We start from the raw sequence: 17020 nt of genomic DNA on the forward strand, positions 1-17020 counted from the left end.
TTATTCATCGGCGGAGCCGGTTGCCCCGCCCCGCCGCAACGGATCGTCAAGTGCTGCGTGTCGCCGGTATCATGCCGAAGGACGCCCTGCCTTTTCGCCATCTTCCGTCGCCGGCCCAGTCTTTGCGGCCGCAATCGCATACATCAGCGGCAGGCTCGGCATGCCCGCAGGCGGCGCCATCCGCCCGCCGCCAAGGTCGCGCATGCCTTCGAACGCCACCCAGCCATTGGCATAGGGATATTCCTTCAGAACTTCGATCCGCAGCCCAGCGTCGATCAGCGCCTGCACGACGTCGGCGATACCCCAGTTGAACTCGAAGGACGGGTGCGGATTTGTGAAACCCACGACGCCCTCCTGGTAGCCGCCGTGGGCAAGGCCTGCGCCCGAGTCGGCCACATAGTCACCGACGCCTGCCTCCGCGACCGGCTTCTTGGGGGCGTAATCGTAATGCAGCTTCCAACCCGGATCGAAGACCATCGCAAAGGGATGGAATTCGACGAAGGCGAAACGGCCGCCCGGCTTCAGCACATCGGCGATGCCGCGCGCCCAGATCCCGAGGTCCGACAGCCAGCAAATGGTGCCATAGGACGCAAAGACGCGATCGAAACGCCGACCGCTCGCACGGGCGTCATCGAACCAGCCGAAAAGGTCGGACCGCTCGAAGGTGGCGGCGATGCCGCTTTCCGTCGAAAGCCGCGTGGCAAAGGCGATCGCCTCGTCCGAGATATCGACGCCGGTCACGTTCGCACCGCGACGCGCGAGACTCAAGCTGTCCTGCCCGGAATTGCATTGCAGATGGAGAACGTCGAGCCCGGTGATATCGCCGAGCAACTCGATCTCTTCCGGATAAAGCGTTGAGCCGCCGGCGCGGAAGTAGGCGGCCTGATCGCCCTTATGGCTGTTGTGCGCGACGGTCGCGGCATTCCACGAGAGGCGATTGGCCTCGTGAAGATCAATACTCATGTTTCACTCTTAAACATCTGAGAGAGACACGGGAGGTTTTTCCCGTGTCCCTGGTGCGCTTAGAATTTCAGCACCGCTTCGAGTTCATCGTCATAGTGCTCGCCCGTCGGCTTGAAGCCCAGGCCTTGGTAAAAGCCTTCGGGGCTGCCAGGGCCCTGTCCGTAGCTCGTGTAGAGCTCATGCAGACCCCTACCCTTCAGATCGCGTACGACAAGTGCGATCGCCTGCTTGCCATATCCCTTGCCCTGGAACGGCCGGGCGATCATGAAGCGCCAGAGATAGACACCCGGGCAATCGATGCCGTCATCCCAGTCGGATCCTTCGTGCAGCATGATGAAGCCAATAAGCGTCTCATCGGCATAGACCGCACGGAACCAGGCATTCTCGGAAAAATGCGCCTCGGCGATCGAGGTGCCGTTGTCCGCCACCATATTGCGCTGTTCCTCGCTCAGCGTTTCGCTGAGCTCGCAGACGTCGCAGACGGTCAGGGCTGAGATGCGCCGAAGGGTAATTTCGGCATCAGACGGCAATACGGTTTCGCTCATGGGAAACTCCTTAGAAAAATCAAAATGTTAAAAAAGGGCCCGAACCAGAACGGCGGACCTCGAATCACCCGTTAAAGGGGCAATCGGCCGATAAAATGAAATCATGGCGAGAAAATGCCAACGTCAGAATTGCCGAGATCCCGCCAGATTCCGGCACAGCTATTATCAAGGATAACCGCGCGCCCTTACTTGGGGCGGCCGGCGGTCGGCTGGTTGCTGCCGTTCTCCAAGCCGGCGATCGCCGCGTGAACGTCGGCTTCCGCATCCTCGTCGAACTGCTCGAAGATCGCATCGCCGATCAGGGCGTGAACCTCGCGCAGATAGGGTGCCGCCGCCTCGCCGTCGCCGAGCGCCAGATAAGCGCGCGCGATCGAAAGCGACGAGAGCGGTTGGCGCCGCGCGAGTGTCCACTCACGGGCGAGCAGGGAGACGGCAATGCTCTCGCGATGGTGCCCGGCATCGCAAAGGGCGGCGCCGTAGCCACTCTTGACCCAATAATACATATCCGTGAGCGCAAGATGCACATCGGCGACGTTCGATGCCAGACGCCAAGCGTCGACCGCCTCACCATAATTGCCTTCGGTTCCAAGCCGGATGCCCGTGCGGCCGTGTTCATAGGCTTCCCGCTCGTGCGGGCTCATTGGTGTGGTTTTCTTCTTTGTCATGTACGCCAGTCCACATGCTCCCGGGAACAACCCCTCCGTGTCCCCTCCACGAGCAAATGGACCATAGCTTGCCGAGATCAACAAGATCTCAGTGCAATTTTATGGTATTCTATGCGAATAAAAGCGCGAACTCATGAGTCTTACCGCAGTCGCCGAGCCGATTCTGGCCGGGCGAACGACCATGGGGTCGGACATGCTGCGCAACGACAAAACCGGATTTGGCTGGATCACCATCGTCCTTCACTGGGCGATTGCGGCGTTGATCCTTACACTGCTCGGCCTCGGCTTCGTCATGCGGCGAACGCCCGTCGATCCGGCGCTGCAGTTTTCGCTCTATCAGTGGCACAAGTCGCTCGGCTTCACCGCGCTCGGGCTGGCGACGATCCGAGCCCTGTGGCACCTCGTCGAGGTTCGGCCGCGTCCGCCGGCAGGCCTCAGCGCGCTTGAGCGCCGAGCGGCCAGCGCCACCCATGTCGTGCTCATTCTGCTCGCGCTTGCCGTTCCGCTTGCCGGCTGGGCGGTGGCCTCGACATCGACGCTGAACATACCGAGCTTCTATTTCAACTGGATCGTCATCCCCCATCTGCCGATGGCGAAATCGGAAGCGGCCGAAGACCTCTGGACGCTCGTCCACATGACGCTTGCCTATCTCTTCTTCTGCTTCGTCGCGCTTCATGTTCTGGCCGCCCTCTACCACCACTTCGCACGCCGCGACGACGTCCTCGTCCGCATGCTTCAGACCGGCTCACGCCAACGCGCTTCCTCCCAAGCGGCTGGTTCGGATCCGGTCATCGCCGGAAGGAAGAAACCATGACACCGCACTCGCAATCACCAACAAAGGCCATTTCCCTGACGCTGCTGCTGGCGCTCGGGAGCATTCCGTCGCCCGCTGCGGCAGCCGCACCGGACCTTGCCGATGCTGCCGGCAACTACGGCATCACGCCAGCTTCGCGTATTCATTTCACCGTGGCGCAAGCCGGTGGCGGCGGCATTGTCGGCGACTTCGCCAAGTTTTCCGGCAATTTCCGCATCGACCGAAATGATGTCGGCCACTCGACGGTCGAATTCACGCTTTACCCCGAGAGCGTGAAAACCGGAGAAAAGCGGATCGAGGATTTCCTGAAGTCGAGCGCGGTCTTCGACACCGCCAACTTCAGCACAGTCACCTTCCGTTCGACGACCGTGAAACAGACCGGGCCGGATACAGCCGCGGTCGAGGGAACGCTGACGGCGCGCGGCATGTCGCGCAAGGAGCGCTTCTCGGTGACGCTGCTTGACTGGAACCGCGGCTCGATCGCCTTCAACATCCGCGGCAATATCCACCGGTCACCCTATGGCATGGATGTCGGCACGCCGATCTATTCCAACGTCGTCGAGTTCGACATGAACATCAAAGGGCAGAGGCGCTGAACGCCCCTGCCCCTTGCAAGTCGATAGGCGTCTCGATCAGCCGATCTGGCTTCCGACGAAATCCTTGACGATCCGCACGATGCCGCGGCCGAGCAGGTCGTCGAGGGCTGCGATGAACTGGTCGACATGGGCGCGCTCGCAGATCAGCGGCGGTTCGAGCCGGATGACGTTGCGATTGTATTCGGTGAAGGCCACCAGCACGTCGTAGTCCCGCAGGAGCAGCGCGCCGATGAAGCCGGAGAGCGAGCCCTTGAGCTTGTCGTCCAGCATCGAGACGACAGGACGCAGCACCATCGGCAGCGTCTGGCTGAAGTCCTGGAATTCCAGGCCGACCATCAGGCCCTTGCCGCGCACGTCCTTGATGATCTTCGGATACTTCTCCTTCAGCGCCTGCAGGCGTTCGAGCAGATAGTCGCCGCTGTCGGCGGCGCGGTCGATCAGGTGCTCGTCGTAGAGCACGTTGATGCCTTCAATCGCCGTGACGCAGGCCTCGCCCATGCCGCCGAAGGTCGCCATCGCATGGATCATCGCGGTCTTCGGCGTGCCGTAAGCCTTCATGTAGACCTCACGGCGGGCAATCATCGCGCCGACAGCGGCCTTGCCGGCGCCGAGCGACTTGGCGAGCGCCGTCACATCAGGCACGACGCCGTAATGCTCGAAGGCATAGAAGCGGCCGGAGCGGCCATAGCCGCACTGCACTTCGTCGGCGACCCAGAGAACACCGTACTTGTCGCAGAGCGCACGCAGTTTCTGCCAGTATTCGGCCGGCGCCTGGATGATGCCGCCGCCGCCCTGGATGGTTTCGAGCACGATGACGCCGATTTCCGGATCGGACTTGAAGGCGTTCTCCACCGCATCGATATCGGCAAACGGTACGCGCACGGTGTTGTCCGTAAGCTTGAAGTCGCCGCGGTAGAGCTGGCCGTCGGTGATGGCGAGCACGCCCTTGGTCTTGCCGTGGAAAGAATTCTCGGCATAGACGACCTTCGGACGCTTCGGGCCGGCGGCACGCTCGGCGAGCTTGACCGCCGCTTCCATCGCCTCGGAGCCGGAGGAGCCGAGGAAGACCATGTCGAGGTCGCCCGGCGAGCAGGCCGCGATGTTCTTGGCGAGTGCTGCCGCATATTGCGACATGAAGGCGATGGCGATCTCGTGGCGCTTTTCGTCCTGGAACTTCTGGCGGGCGTCGAGAATGCGCGGATGGTTATGGCCGAAGGCGAGCGAGCCGAAGCCGCCGAAGAAATCGAGGATCTTGCGGCCGTTCTGGTCCGTGTAGAACATGCCCTCGGCACTCTCGATCTTCACCTTGTGAAAGCCGAGAAGCTTCATGAAATGCAGCTGGCCGGGGTTCAGATGATCCTTGAAGGCCGTGGTGATGTCGCCGATCGACATGGCTTTCGCCTGTTCAACGGTGACGAGATTGGGCTTGGCAACGCCGCCGTCGAGTGACGGAGCGGAAACGGCGATACGGTTCGGTCTATCCAGCATGGTCTGTCCCCTCATTCGGCCGGCACGACGACGGAAGCGGCCGAAACGGCGCCCGTCTTCTTGGCCCGATATTCGTCATAGGCGGCAATGAGCATGTCGCCATCGTTGTATTCCGCGCGCCAGCCAAGCTCGCGCTTGAGCTTGCCGGTCTCGCGCACGCACATCTCGTCGGCGATCAGATACTGTTCCGGGTCCATGATCGGCTTGTTGATCAGGTCGAAGAAGGCCAGCGTCTGCTTGACCGCGAAGGCGGGCGTCGGCAGCAGAATGGACTTCGAGCCGGCATGCTTGACTAGGTTGCCGAGCAGTTCGCGCACCGACGGCGGATTGTCGGAGCCGAGGTTGTAGGCTTCGTTCGGAACGCCGCCCTTCCAGGCAAGCCGCGCGGCTTCGGCGCAATCGAACACAGAGATGAACTGGTAGGGTACCTTGCCCGAGCCGATCATCGGCACCGGCAGGTTCAAATCGATCAGCTTGAACAGCTTCTCCAGGATGCCGAGGCGACCGGGGCCGATGATCAGGCGCGGGCGGAAGATCGAAATGTTCATGCCCTGCTTACGCCACTGCATGGCCAGTTGTTCGGTCGCCCATTTCGACTTGCCGTATTCACCGAGCGGTTTCGCCGGATGGTCCTCGGTCTGCGGCGACTGTACGGTGTGGCCATAGATCATGTCGGTGGTGAACTGCACCAGGCGCGACGCGCCGGCGGCATCCATCGCCTTCATGATGTTTTCGGCACCGTAATAATTGACGGGCCAGAAGAACTCCCAGCGCTTGGCGCGGACCTGCAACGGCGACAGCATCTTGGCCGCCATGTTGTAGATCATGTCGTCGGCGCCGATCCCGACCTTTTGGACGGCCTCCAGATCGGTAACGTCGCAATGGACGAAGCGCACGCGGCCGTAATGCGGCAGGTCGGACTTGACGATATCGGCGACGACGACCTCCTCGCCCTCCTTGACGAGGCGTTCCGCCAGATGACGGCCAACGAAGCCATCGCCACCAAAGATGATATGTTTCATGACTTGCTCCCGAATTCTGCGGTGCTCACCCCAGCGGCCTCAGTCGGCTTGTCTTCGGCATGGGATGAAATGCCCGACTGGGCGATAAGAACGGTTCCGGCGCAGATCAGCGCGATGCCGGCGATGCGCCAGGTGTTGAGATCTTCGCGAAAGACGAAATAGGCGAAGACGGCAACGAGAACGTAAGCCAGGCTCAGGAACGGATAGGCAAAGGAAAGCTCGACCTTCGACAGCACGTAGAGATGCGACGCCATTGAGATGACGAAGGTCGCAAGACCGGCAAAGACCCAAGGGTTGAAGACGATCTGAAACAACCGGACGATCGCGGTTTCGGCCGTCATCGAAATCGGTCCGAGCGTCATCATGCCCTGCTTCAGCATCAGCTGCGCGGCGGCATTGGTGAGCACGGTAAAGAGAATGAATGGAATATATTTCATAGTTTTACTCCCAGTCCCGAAAATCTACTTACGGGCAAGAGACGGATATTCCGTGAAGTTTGCGCATTTAATTGAATAAAATTGTCTGCATTCTCATTCTGGCAAAGCCAGAGCGGTGCGCTTCCAGAAGTTCGAAACCAGTGCCGGATCGCGCAACGTTTCGAGCTTCTTCCAGAAAGGAAAAGACTTTTCAAAGACTTGCGAGCTCATGCGGGCATCCTTGTACGGATTGATCGCACCGCCTGCCTCGATCACGATGCGATCGAGCGCATCGAGCAGCTTTACTGTCCGTTCACCTTGATTGGCGAAGTCCAGCGTCAAAGTAAAACCGGGACGCGGGAAGGACAGGACGCCCCGGGAGCCGATATCGCCGAACCGCTTCAGGATCGTCAGAAACGACGCATGGCCGGCCTGACGGGCGGTTTCCATGAGCTTGGCCGTGACCTCCGGCGCGTTTTCTGCGGGATAGACGCTCTGATGCTGGTAAAGCCCGCGCGGACCGTAGAGCCGGTTCCAGGCGCCGATCGCATCCAGCGGATAGAAATAGGACGTCCAGGGAACGGTCGTCACCGTCTCGCCCGGCTTCACCTTGCGGAAATAATACTCGTTGAAGCCTTTGAGCGTTGCTCGGTTGAGCAGGTTGAACGGCGGCGAAAACGGCACCGACAGCTTCAATCCCTTGGGGATGTCGGGCAGTTCGCAGGAACCATCTGCATGATCGCCGGCAAGCAGCACCCCCCTGCCCATGCGAGATCCCCTGGCGAGCTGGTCGATCCAGGCGACGGAGTATTCATGCTCGGCATCGACGCCGTCGACGAGGGCAAAGTACTGGTCCAGGTTTTCGAAGCGGATCGCGTGCTGCTGCACGTGCGGCGACGGCACCTTCATCAGCCGAATATCGACGGTCATGATCAGTCCGGTCAGCCCCATGCCGCCGATGGTCGCGGCGAAAAGTTCCGGGGTTTCGACCGGCGTGCAGGTCAGCCGTTCGCCGGTCGAGCGCAGCAGCGTAAAACGCGTCACGTGATTGCCGAAGGTGCCGCGTGCGTGATGGTTCTTGCCGTGTACGTCGTTGGCGACCGCGCCGCCGACGGTGACAAAGGCCGTGCCGGGCGTCACCGGCAGGAAGAAGCGATGTTCGATCGCCCGTTCCAGCACCTGGCGCAGCGTCACGCCGGCCTCGCAGGTCATCATGCCGGTGCCGGGATCGAAGGCGAGGATGCGGCCGTGAAGGTTGCTTTCGATCAGCGTTCCGCGATCGTTGTGGCAGCTGTCGCCGTAGCTGCGTCCGTTGCCGAAGGGCAGATAGCCATCGGCCTCAAGGCTACCGAGCCGGTCTTCATAGTCGTCAGGCGAAATTCCAGGCCGCACGCGATTGTCGATGCGGCCCCAGCTTTCATGGTCTTGCAGGGTCATTGCGGCCCGATGGCTCCAAATAGGATCAGCAGCGCGCCGATCAGCATGGTCAGTTGGCTGCGCCAGTCGCGCATGATGAAAACGACCGGATCCTCATGCAGCATGCCGCGGCGCGCAAGCATCCAGATGCGCAGCAACATATAGAGCACCAAAGGGCAGAGCGGCCACAACGCCCAGGGCGTGGTGTACATCTCCTGCAGCTCCTTGCTGTGCACGTAGAGCGCCAGAACCAGGGCCGAGGTGAAGGCCGAGGCAACGCCGGCCTGACCGACCATTTCGAAGTCCACGGCCAGATAGCCACGCCCCGGCACGTTGCCGCCGTCCTTGTCCTCGAACTCGTGCAGTTCAACGTAGCGCTTCACCAGCGCCAGGCTCAGGAAGAAGAAGATCGCAAAGGAGACCAGCCAGAAGGAGAGTTCGGTGCCGGTCGCGGCCGCACCGGCGACGATGCGCGTGGTGTAGAGGCCGGCGAGCGTGAACACATCGACGAGCAGCTTGCGCTTCAGCACGAAGGTATAGGCCGTCGTCGCGCAGGCGTAGAAGGCGAGCACCCCGGCAAACTTCCAGGGCAACAGAAGGGTCAGCGCCACCGACGCGACGATGAGGCAGCCGGCGAGCACCAGCGCCGTCGGCACGGACATCTGGCCGCTCGCGAGCGGCCGGAAGCGCTTCTTTGCGTGGCGGCGATCGTTGGCAAGGTCCGAGAGATCGTTGATGACGTAGACGGCGGAAGCAAGGAAGCTGAAGGCGAAGAAGGCGATGATGACGCTGACGATCGCATCGAAGTGCAGCACCTCGTGATTGAGGATCATCGGCACGCCGATGAGCACGTTCTTCGCCCATTGATGCACCCGGATCGACTTCAGCGGTGCAAGCGCGCTGACCTTGCCGGTATCGAGCCGCTCGGCATCATGGTTGCGACGCCATTTTTCCGCGGCCGCGTCGGGCGAGACGACGATTGCGCGGCGCGCCACCTCAAAGACGGCGATATCGTCACGGCTGTTGCCCATATAGTCGAAGGCGCCATCGCCAAAGCGCTCGACCAACGCCCGGCGCTTGTTGCTGCTCGTCAGGTTGAGCGCGTCGGTCGAATGCATGACCGAGGAGAACATGCCGACATGGGCGGCGATGTCGTTTGCCACGGACGGTGCCGCGCCGGTCACGAGCACGAGTTCGCGCCCGCTCTTCTTTTCCTCCGCAAGCCGGTCGATGACGGCCTGCCGATAGGGCCAGTCTTCCGCCCGGCGGCCGGATCTAAGCGCCACTTCATGCTTCAGCCGTGCCTTGCCCTTTGCCAGCCAGAGCAGCATCGGAAACAGCATGAACGGATTGCGCAGCAGGATGATCGCCGCCCCTTCCCAGAGGGTATCGGCGGCCAGCAAAGTGCCGTCAAGATCCACACACAGCGGAATGTGCCGTGTCTCGGTACGCGCGTCCATGAAGTCCATCCCAGCCATAGTTGCCGGTATCATCACGACTTCAACTTTCCAGAGTGGAAACGCGCGGCCCTGTTTCGCTCGCAAATTGGCGGGCTGGTTAACAAATCCGCAGCAGCAGGGCGACGCCTATCGCCTGTCGCGTGAACGAAGATTCACACACCAGGCCTTAGGCTCTTGTTTTTATGCATGTCGTTGCCGCAAAACCGCTGCACACTTTTGCGCGACACGCATTAGCGGCTGCCGATCCAGTTTAGCGCATCGCGCCAGTCGGTCATGCGCACCGGCGTTCCGTGCGAGCCGCTTTCGAACAGCACGAAGCGCGTCGGGTAACCCTTGGCTTTCAGCGACCGATAGAGCGCCTTCTGGCCTTCGGCCGGATAGACGCTGTCGCGGCTGCCATGGCTGAAGAACATCGGCAGCTTCGCCTTATAGGCGGCGCTTTTCGTGAAGTCAGGATCACTGACGCCGCCCATCACCATCATGCCGGAGAGTGCTGAGACGGCGGAGGCGTCACGCGAGACACCCCAGCAGATGAAGCTTCCCATCGACGCGCAGGCGAGCACGACCGGACGGCCGCCGGAACGTTCGGACACGTATCGGACCAGGCCGGCGATATCGGCGGCCCCTGCCGTATCGAAGGACCGGACGCTCGGGGCGTAATAGACGCCGCCATTGGCGACGGCGAGGTTCTTCAGCCGATTGAAGTTGCCTCCGAAGGAAAAGTCATTGGCACCCAGCCGGCGGTCGCCGCCGCGCCCATGGATGAAGATGACCGAAAACCCGGCGCCGCGATCGGGGCCGACCCGGGTCACGTCCAGCGCACGGCCGCCAATATCGAGCGTTTCGTTGACCTGCTCGCTCTTGACGCCAAGCGACACATAGGCGCGCTTCACCCGGCGCTCCGGGATTTCGTCGCGCTCGTTGATGTCCCGCAGTTCCTGGTAGTCGACCGTCAGGTCGTCGCCGCCATCCTCCTGGCCGAGCACTTTGGTATAGGAGAACAGTTCGTCCTTATAGGGCTTGAGCGTCTGAGCCTCTGCCGGCGAACCGGCAATTGCCAGGGCCAAGGCGAACAGGCAGGCGCGAAACGGAAAAACAACTGTGGACACGGCCAAATGACGGGCTCCCTCTTTGGCCGCAAGCCTTGCCATTGGCCGCACCGCAAAGCAACACTTGGCCAGAAACACGGCCGTTCATGCGAAAAATCACCGGCGGCCGGCGCCAGAAATTCTCCTTTTGTTCGCGTATCCTGTGAGAGTCTGGCAGAATTCAGGTGATTCGACCGCCGGGGGATGGCGGCAAAGCCTGGGGCTTGCTAAGGCCTCTGGCATTCCCGAACGACAGGAACGATCCGAACGGCCCCATGGACGACAACAGCGACCTCTTCTCAATGCCCGAGCAACCGAAGCCCGTTCAGCCGAGCGCCAAGCCGGCCGTGGCTGCAGCCCCCATCGCGCGCGAAGAACCGCGCCCTGCCCCGAAGGGCAGCGATGGCAGCGATTACGATGCGTCGGCGATCGAGGTGCTCGAGGGCCTTGAGCCCGTCCGCCGTCGTCCAGGCATGTATATCGGCGGCACCGACGAGAAGGCGCTGCACCATCTCTTTGCCGAAGTCATCGACAACTCGATGGACGAAGCGGTCGCCGGCCATGCCAACTTCATCGAGGTCCATCTCGATGCCGAGGGGTTCCTGACCGTCACCGACAACGGCCGCGGCATCCCGGTCGAAAACCATCCGAAATTCCCCGGCAAGTCGACGCTCGAAGTCGTCATGACGGTGCTCCATGCCGGCGGCAAGTTCGACGGCAAGGCCTATGAAACCTCGGGCGGTCTGCACGGCGTCGGCGTTTCCGTCGTCAACGCGCTCTCCGACGCGCTCGAAGTCGAAGTCGCCCGCAATCGCAAGCTCTACCGCCAGCGCTTCTCCCGCGGCATTCCGCAGGGCGGGCTCGAGGAACTCGGCGACGTGCACAATCGCCGCGGCACGCGCGTCCGCTTCCATCCGGACCCGGACATTTTCGGACCGCACGCGCATTTCGAACCCGGCCGGCTTTTCCGCATGGCTCGCTCGAAGGCCTACCTTTTCGGTGGCGTCGAGATCCGCTGGTCGTGCGATCCGTCATTGCTGCAGGAAGGTTCGGAGATCCCGGACAAGGCGGTCTTCCACTTCCCGGGTGGCCTGAAGGATTACCTGGCGGCAACGCTCGGCAAGGAATTCACCGTCACCCGCGAGATCTTCGCCGGCAAGTCGGAGAAGGCCAACGGCCACGGCTCGCTCGAATGGGCGGTCACCTGGTATGGCGGCGATCAGCAGGTTCATTCCTACTGCAACACCATTCCGACGCCCGAAGGCGGCACGCACGAGGCGGGTTTCCGCATCGCGCTGACCAAGGGCCTCAAGAACTACGCCGAACTGAAGCAGAACAAGCGCGCGGCGCTCATCACCACCGATGACGTGATGATCTCGGCCGCCGGCATGCTGTCGGTGTTCATCCGCGAACCGGAATTCGTCGGCCAGACCAAGGACAAGCTCGCCACCGTCGAAGCACAACGCATCGTCGAAAATGCGTTGCGCGATCCCTTCGACCACTACCTGACCGACAATCCGGCCGAGGCCGACAAGCTGCTCGACTGGGTGGTCGAACGCGCCGAGGAGCGCGTGCGCCGGCGCAAGGAAAAGGAAGTCAACCGCAAGACCGCGGTGCGCAAGCTGCGCCTGCCCGGCAAGCTTGCCGACTGCTCGCAGAACACCGCCGAAGGCGCCGAGCTCTTCATCGTCGAAGGGGACTCGGCAGGCGGTTCGGCGAAGCAGGCGCGCAACCGCGCCAACCAGGCAATCCTGCCCTTGCGCGGCAAGATCCTGAACGTCGCAAGCGCCGGTCGCGAAAAACTCGGCGCCAACCAGCAGATCGCCGACCTCATCCAGGCGCTTGGTTGCGGCACCCGCAGCAAGTACCGCGAAGAGGACCTGCGCTATGAGCGCATCGTCGTCATGACCGACGCCGACGTCGACGGCGCGCATATCGCCTCGCTGCTGATCACCTTCTTCTATCAGGAGATGCCCGAGCTGATCCGCGGCGGTCACCTCTATCTCGCCGTGCCGCCGCTCTATCGCATCAGCCAGGGCGCAAGGACGCTCTATGCCCGCGACGACGCACACCGCGAAGAACTGATGCGTACCGAGTTTGCCGGTCGCGGCAAGGTCGAGATCGGCCGCTTCAAGGGCCTCGGCGAGATGCTGCCGGCGCAGCTCAAGGAAACGACGATGGATCCGAAGTTCCGCACGTTGCTGAAAGTCGAGATCGACGATGTCGATTTCGAGGGCACGCGCGAGGCGGTCGACAACCTGATGGGCACGAAGGCGGATGCGCGCTTCCGCTTCATCCAGGAACGCGCGGTCTTTGCGGACAACCTGGACATCTGAGCCGGCCTTCAGCCGGCAAGTCTGAGCCGGCCTTCAGCCGGCAAGCAGGATCACAACAGTCCAAATCAAAAATGGCGGCCCAACGGCCGCCGTTCTCGTTTACCGAGATTGTTGGCAGCCTGACCTCATGCCGCCGCACAAACGGATTTTTCCATGAAGAGGCTCAGCGGATCCGGCTGATATTCACCGAACGGCGGGCGCTCGGCATAGCCGGCCGCCTTGTAAAGGCCGATCGCTTCCGGCTGATAGATGCCGGTTTCAAGACGGATTGCCGATAACCCAACTTGCGCTGCGCGCGCCTCCAGCGCCTGCAGCAGCAATTTGCCGACCCTGAGCCCCCTCGCCTCAGGATCGACGAACATGCGCTTGATCTCCGCCGTCCCGTCACCGGCATCCACCAGGGCGCAGCAGCCGACGATATCGCCGTCACGCCTCGCAACGAAGAACGATACCTCCGGCTTTTCCAGGCTCGACAGATCGACCATGTGGTTGCTCTCGGCGGGATAGAGCGAGGCGGCGTAGGCGTCGGAGAGTTCCAGGAGACGCAGGACTTCTGCTTGGCGCGGCGTCTCCTGGGCTATGATTACGGCAGGCAATCGGTTCTTCCTTTTCATTCAATTGCTTTGCGCCAAACTACCGCCGGCAAACGCCCGGACCAATACGTCAAATGGCGCAGGTCCGCATGCCGCTCCATCAATCCGCCTAACAGGTTGAAACAATTTGTTCCGCGCTGCCGGCAACATCGCCCTATTTCGAGGAGAATCATGCAGGCATAGGTTGATCCACCACAACCTGCAAAGACGATGGGAACGCGATGCAAGCGGCGCTGATAGTCATGACCATTCTCGGCTGCGACCACGACGTCAGCCAATGCCAATATATCTCGACGGTCAACGGCAGCTGGCCATCGATCGCGCAGTGCGACACGGAATCGAACGCGCAACTGCCGAAGTTTTCCAATGCGAACTACCCGGTTGTCGTCGCGGTTTGCGAGAGCTCGGCGCCAAGTGTGGCCGAAATGCCCGCGCCGCCGCCGGGCGCCCAGCAGAACCAGGCGCTGCCCGCTCCGGCGACGGAGGCAGAACCCGAGCAAGGATTACCGAAACGCACGCTGGCTTTCCTGTCAGGTGCGATCCCCGATCGGGAAAAGCTGAAAAACATCGTGACGACGCCGGTGCGCTATGTCGAAGATGGCTATTCCTGGGTCGCGCGCCGCTTTACCGACTGACGCGCCTGCATGCCTCAGACGAGGCCGGCCGAGATCAGGCTGTTCGCCGAGGCGACGACCGCGTCCTCCGCCGAGCGTGGCTGCCACCCGAGCACGCGTCGCGCCTTTTCGTTGGAAATGCGTGAGTCATGCCCGAGCTCGCGCACGATGAGACGCAAGCCCGCATCGAAGGGTGCGGCAAGTCCCGCCAGCCAATTGGGCAGGACGAACCTTGGAAGCCTGCCCGCGCGTTCAGGGAACCGGCGCCGGAGGATAGCCGTGATATCCGCAAGGGAAAGCGTCTCTCCCGCGATCAGGAAGCGCTCGCCCGCTGCCGCGGCGACGGTCAAGGCCCGCACATGCGCATCCGCCACGTCGCGCACATCGACAACAGGCACGGCGAACTTCGGCAAGGCTGGGTAATTCCCCTTGAGCAGGTTGCGCACCACGGCGACGGATGTGCCAATATCGTGGCCAAGAACCGGCCCGAGCACCATGCCGGGATTGACGACCGCAAGCTCCAGGCCACTTTCCGCCGCATAGTCCCAGGCTGCGCGTTCGGCAACGGTCTTGGAGCGGTAATAGGGCGTCGCAAGCGGAGACTGCGGGTCGCTCCAGTCCCCCTCCGTAAACGGCGCTCGCCCTGCCCCGTAGATCACCGCGGCGACCGACGACGTGAGCACGACGCGTTTGACACCGGCCGCATGGGCAGCCCTGAGCACCCGCAGCGTGCCGTCACGGGCCGGCCCGATCAGATCACCTTCATTGGCGGGCAAGCGAGCCGGAAATGGCGAGGCGGTGTGGACGACGTAAGAAACGTCAGCAAAGGCCTTGGCCCAGCCCCGCTCCTCCAGGAGATTCGCCTCACCAAACGTCAGGCGCGCGGCATCGGTTCCTCCGGCTGATCGAACGGATTGCTCGATCTCCCCGGCGCGCCCGAGCGTTCGGACCGTGCCGTGCACGGGATAGCCCTCGCGCAGCAAGGCGAGCGCGACGTGCCGCCCGACGAAACCGCCAATTCCGGTCACGGCAACGGTCGCGGTCCTCGCGTTCATATGTGCATACCTCGCTGGAAACGGGTGACGCTCAGGCGGCCTGGCGTGCGGCAAGCTCCGCGTAGTGGCGGGCCGACTGGCGCTCCTCGGCAAATGCCAGGCGCTCGAGCAGATCGATCATCGCGACTTCGGCCGGCGACGTGGCGCCACCGCGTCGAAGGCGCGCGAGCAGTTCTGCCGAGACCGTCGCATGGCTGTCGACTGCCGCCGGCCCGTCCTGACGCCACAGGAGGACGGCTGTTGCAAAAGTTTCGCTGACGTCGCGTCCAAGTCCGGCGCTTTCGAACAAGGCACGGATCGAGTGGATGCGTCCGCCGGACAGAATGGAGCGCACGCGTTTTTCGCTAACGCCCGAGAGGTCGACGATCACCGCCGAGAAAAACTCTGCGCGGCCGGTCACCAGCGCATGCAACAGGAAAGCCGGTGTCAGTCGCCCGGTCTCGCGCAGGTGCGTGACGAGGTCCGGCAGTTCCTCGACGGCGGTCGCTCCAACCATGCCGACGGCGGCGATATCGCAGGCCTCACGGGTGACCCGCTGCACGCGGGCTTCGCCAATCGTCACCTGCACGAGGCCGAAAGCGGCAAGCGCTGCGCCGACTTCTTCGACAAGCGTGTGGCGGGCGGCACTCGGCAGGTCGTTGCGCGCAAGAAGCAGATCACGAACGGAAGCCGAATGACCAAGGCGCTCGGCAATGCGCTTCAGCGAACGGCGCGACAGAAGAGCACCGGGGTTTTCCAGCAGAATCAGCATTTCGTCTTCGTCGCCGATTTCGGCGATCGCAGCGGCGACCCCGCGCGAAACGAAACTGCGCGCCGCGATCAGCGCGCGGGTCTCCAGCGTTCCGCGCGCGGCGAGGTCGACCAAGTCGTCGTCGGTCAGGACAGGAGAATGCGAAACGACGAGATAGGCAATTTCAGGCTGGTCGCCGGCAAGGCCAAGAACGATGGCGCGCGGCACGGAGGAACAACTGCAAAGGGCTTCGGCCAAGGCAAGGCGAACTTTCGGCGACGGATCGTCCAACAGGAAGGTCATCGCCATTTCGGCGGCTCGACGATCGAGGCCATTCAACTGCGCATCAACATAGGCGCGGCCGAGCGCGCTGGCGGCGCGAATGCGCTCACCCGTTCTCGCCGTTTCCACCCAGCGAAGAAATGCTTGTATGATCACCTACGCCCCACTAGACCACGCCAATGCCACCGATGTTCAGAGCCTAGCGAGCAAAGGTTTAAGATTGGTTCACCATGTCTGTTAACCGCCTCCAAACCATAAAGCCGCTGCTTCTTGCCGACGGCGACGCGCTCAGCCTGGACGTGAGCGTCCTCAACACATTGGCCGGGCTCATCCTGGATGCCGGCTCCGGTCACGAAACACGTATCGCCGCCCTCTCCCAGATGGAGAGACGCGCGTTCGCGCTGCTCGCCCGCGTCGAACCGATCGAACTGCTCAATGAAGACGAACTAAACCGACTGCTTGGCGGCGGCATTGAGGGCGTCGTGCTTACCGGATGCCGCGGCCGCGCGGACATACAGAAGCTCGACGTGATGCTGCGGGTTGCAGAAGCAAAGAATGGCCTTCCGGCCGGCCGCACCAGGATCTACGCCGAATATGGCGCATCGCCCGAAGGCCTGCTGTCACCGCACACGCTGGTGGGATGTTCGCAGAGATTGGAAGGTCTGATCTTCAACGGTTCGGCGCTGGCAAAGGCGGTCGGCTGCAAGGAACCGGCGAGCGCTGCGCATCAGGGAGTGGCGGCGCCCGTGCTCGCGGGTCGCGCCAATGTGGTGCTAAGGGCCCATGAGGCCGGCATCCGCGCCTATGAGGTGCTGCCGCCCACGGCCGACGCGGTAGCCACGCGCTGGGCACTTTCACAAAGCACGAACGACGGGTTCGCTTCGGTCGTCTGCCGCTCGCCCGAGCAGGCAGTCATCGCCGGCGGCGCATGACGCCG

The 17020-nt window shown here is 62.5% G+C and carries 17 protein-coding genes; 5 read left to right on the plus strand and 12 right to left on the minus strand.

Annotation, left to right across the window (positions count from 1 at the left end; all coding sequences use genetic code 11):
* Positions 1 to 69 precede the first annotated feature (69 nt).
* From OKW20_RS15340 to OKW20_RS15350, 3 genes are all read right to left on the minus strand, one after another.
* Positions 70 to 963, minus strand: a complete 894-nt coding sequence (locus tag OKW20_RS15340; protein WP_429173331.1) for a class I SAM-dependent methyltransferase — start codon at positions 961 to 963, stop codon at positions 70 to 72.
* Between the two features lie 59 nt (positions 964 to 1022).
* Positions 1023 to 1508, minus strand: a complete 486-nt coding sequence (locus OKW20_RS15345; protein WP_043617971.1) for a GNAT family N-acetyltransferase — start codon at positions 1506 to 1508, stop codon at positions 1023 to 1025.
* 185 nt (positions 1509 to 1693) lie between these two features.
* Positions 1694 to 2173, minus strand: a complete 480-nt coding sequence (locus OKW20_RS15350; RefSeq protein WP_429173333.1) for a hypothetical protein — start codon at positions 2171 to 2173, stop codon at positions 1694 to 1696.
* A gap of 193 nt (positions 2174 to 2366) precedes the next feature.
* Between OKW20_RS15350 and OKW20_RS15355 the strand changes: the two genes are divergently transcribed.
* A complete protein-coding gene (locus OKW20_RS15355; RefSeq protein WP_429173471.1) occupies positions 2367 to 2987 on the plus strand; it encodes a cytochrome b in 621 nt (206 codons plus the stop codon).
* Complete coding sequence (locus OKW20_RS15360) at positions 2984 to 3583, plus strand: YceI family protein (RefSeq protein ID WP_043617965.1); 600 nt, start codon at positions 2984 to 2986, stop codon at positions 3581 to 3583. Before OKW20_RS15355 ends, OKW20_RS15360 begins: the two co-directional genes overlap by 4 nt.
* Before the next feature lie 36 nt (positions 3584 to 3619).
* On the opposite strand, the gene OKW20_RS15365 is transcribed toward OKW20_RS15360, so the two are convergent.
* The 6 genes from OKW20_RS15365 to OKW20_RS15390 all read right to left on the minus strand — a co-directional run bounded on the left by OKW20_RS15365 (position 3620) and on the right by OKW20_RS15390 (position 10536).
* Entirely contained in the window at positions 3620 to 5071 is a 1452-nt protein-coding gene (locus tag OKW20_RS15365; protein ID WP_429173336.1) for an aspartate aminotransferase family protein, read from the minus strand.
* A gap of 11 nt (positions 5072 to 5082) precedes the next feature.
* Positions 5083 to 6093: an NAD-dependent epimerase/dehydratase family protein gene (locus tag OKW20_RS15370; RefSeq protein WP_402316849.1), complete on the minus strand. Its 1011-nt coding sequence runs from the start codon at positions 6091 to 6093 to the stop codon at positions 5083 to 5085.
* Positions 6090 to 6530, minus strand: a complete 441-nt coding sequence (locus tag OKW20_RS15375) for an EamA family transporter (RefSeq protein ID WP_192445983.1) — start codon at positions 6528 to 6530, stop codon at positions 6090 to 6092. The genes OKW20_RS15370 and OKW20_RS15375 overlap by 4 nt, the downstream gene beginning before the upstream one ends.
* 93 nt (positions 6531 to 6623) lie before the next feature.
* Positions 6624 to 7946 carry an FAD-binding oxidoreductase gene (locus OKW20_RS15380; RefSeq protein WP_429173339.1) on the minus strand — a complete coding sequence of 441 codons (1323 nt, stop codon included), beginning with the start codon at positions 7944 to 7946 and terminating at the stop codon, positions 6624 to 6626.
* The gene (locus OKW20_RS15385) at positions 7943 to 9385 is read right to left on the minus strand and encodes a UbiA family prenyltransferase (protein WP_429173342.1); all 1443 of its coding nucleotides are present in this window, start codon (positions 9383 to 9385) and stop codon (positions 7943 to 7945) included. Before OKW20_RS15385 ends, OKW20_RS15380 begins: the two co-directional genes overlap by 4 nt.
* A 230-nt stretch (positions 9386 to 9615) precedes the next feature.
* Positions 9616 to 10536, minus strand: a complete 921-nt coding sequence (locus OKW20_RS15390; protein WP_429173345.1) for an alpha/beta hydrolase — start codon at positions 10534 to 10536, stop codon at positions 9616 to 9618.
* 212 nt (positions 10537 to 10748) lie between these two features.
* Here OKW20_RS15390 and parE point away from each other — a divergent pair, with 212 nt between their 5' ends.
* Entirely contained in the window at positions 10749 to 12809 is a 2061-nt protein-coding gene (parE, locus tag OKW20_RS15395) for a DNA topoisomerase IV subunit B (RefSeq protein WP_043616536.1), read from the plus strand.
* Between the two features lie 125 nt (positions 12810 to 12934).
* Here parE and OKW20_RS15400 read toward each other — a convergent pair whose 3' ends face one another.
* Positions 12935 to 13405: a GNAT family N-acetyltransferase gene (locus OKW20_RS15400; protein ID WP_429173348.1), complete on the minus strand. Its 471-nt coding sequence runs from the start codon at positions 13403 to 13405 to the stop codon at positions 12935 to 12937.
* 218 nt (positions 13406 to 13623) lie between these two features.
* On the opposite strand from OKW20_RS15400, the gene OKW20_RS15405 reads away from it, so the two are divergent.
* Entirely contained in the window at positions 13624 to 14037 is a 414-nt protein-coding gene (locus tag OKW20_RS15405) for a hypothetical protein (protein ID WP_429173350.1), read from the plus strand.
* 14 nt (positions 14038 to 14051) lie between these two features.
* Here the strand turns inward: OKW20_RS15405 and OKW20_RS15410 are convergent, their stop codons facing one another.
* Positions 14052 to 15071: an SDR family oxidoreductase gene (locus tag OKW20_RS15410; RefSeq protein WP_429173353.1), complete on the minus strand. Its 1020-nt coding sequence runs from the start codon at positions 15069 to 15071 to the stop codon at positions 14052 to 14054.
* 31 nt (positions 15072 to 15102) lie between these two features.
* Positions 15103 to 16239 (minus strand): DUF2336 domain-containing protein, encoded by a 1137-nt coding sequence (locus OKW20_RS15415; protein WP_429173354.1) that lies wholly within the window; start codon positions 16237 to 16239, stop codon positions 15103 to 15105.
* Between the two features lie 74 nt (positions 16240 to 16313).
* Here OKW20_RS15415 and OKW20_RS15420 point away from each other — a divergent pair, with 74 nt between their 5' ends.
* The gene (locus tag OKW20_RS15420) at positions 16314 to 17015 is read left to right on the plus strand and encodes an aldolase (protein ID WP_429173357.1); all 702 of its coding nucleotides are present in this window, start codon (positions 16314 to 16316) and stop codon (positions 17013 to 17015) included.
* Positions 17016 to 17020: the final 5 nt, after the last annotated feature.

Source organism: Ensifer sp. LBL (assembly GCF_050435225.1).
Classification (GTDB): Bacteria; Pseudomonadota; Alphaproteobacteria; order Rhizobiales; family Rhizobiaceae; genus Ensifer.

Excerpts from the sequence above, each read along its gene's own strand:
- OKW20_RS15355 (WP_429173471.1), top strand. The coding sequence starts at position 2,367 with ATGCTGCGCAACGACAAAACCGGATTTGGCTGGATCACCATCGTCCTT.
- OKW20_RS15405 (WP_429173350.1), top strand. The coding sequence starts at position 13,624 with ATGCAAGCGGCGCTGATAGTCATGACCATTCTCGGCTGCGACCACGAC.
- OKW20_RS15345 (WP_043617971.1), bottom strand. The coding sequence starts at position 1,508 with ATGAGCGAAACCGTATTGCCGTCTGATGCCGAAATTACCCTTCGGCGC.
- OKW20_RS15420 (WP_429173357.1), top strand. The coding sequence starts at position 16,314 with ATGTCTGTTAACCGCCTCCAAACCATAAAGCCGCTGCTTCTTGCCGAC.
- OKW20_RS15410 (WP_429173353.1), bottom strand. The coding sequence starts at position 15,071 with ATGAACGCGAGGACCGCGACCGTTGCCGTGACCGGAATTGGCGGTTTC.
- OKW20_RS15380 (WP_429173339.1), bottom strand. The coding sequence starts at position 7,946 with ATGACCCTGCAAGACCATGAAAGCTGGGGCCGCATCGACAATCGCGTG.
- OKW20_RS15360 (WP_043617965.1), top strand. The coding sequence starts at position 2,984 with ATGACACCGCACTCGCAATCACCAACAAAGGCCATTTCCCTGACGCTG.
- OKW20_RS15370 (WP_402316849.1), bottom strand. The coding sequence starts at position 6,093 with ATGAAACATATCATCTTTGGTGGCGATGGCTTCGTTGGCCGTCATCTG.
- OKW20_RS15390 (WP_429173345.1), bottom strand. The coding sequence starts at position 10,536 with ATGGCAAGGCTTGCGGCCAAAGAGGGAGCCCGTCATTTGGCCGTGTCC.
- parE (WP_043616536.1), top strand. The coding sequence starts at position 10,749 with ATGGACGACAACAGCGACCTCTTCTCAATGCCCGAGCAACCGAAGCCC.
- OKW20_RS15365 (WP_429173336.1), bottom strand. The coding sequence starts at position 5,071 with ATGCTGGATAGACCGAACCGTATCGCCGTTTCCGCTCCGTCACTCGAC.
- OKW20_RS15350 (WP_429173333.1), bottom strand. The coding sequence starts at position 2,173 with ATGACAAAGAAGAAAACCACACCAATGAGCCCGCACGAGCGGGAAGCC.
- OKW20_RS15340 (WP_429173331.1), bottom strand. The coding sequence starts at position 963 with ATGAGTATTGATCTTCACGAGGCCAATCGCCTCTCGTGGAATGCCGCG.
- OKW20_RS15375 (WP_192445983.1), bottom strand. The coding sequence starts at position 6,530 with ATGAAATATATTCCATTCATTCTCTTTACCGTGCTCACCAATGCCGCC.
- OKW20_RS15385 (WP_429173342.1), bottom strand. The coding sequence starts at position 9,385 with ATGGACGCGCGTACCGAGACACGGCACATTCCGCTGTGTGTGGATCTT.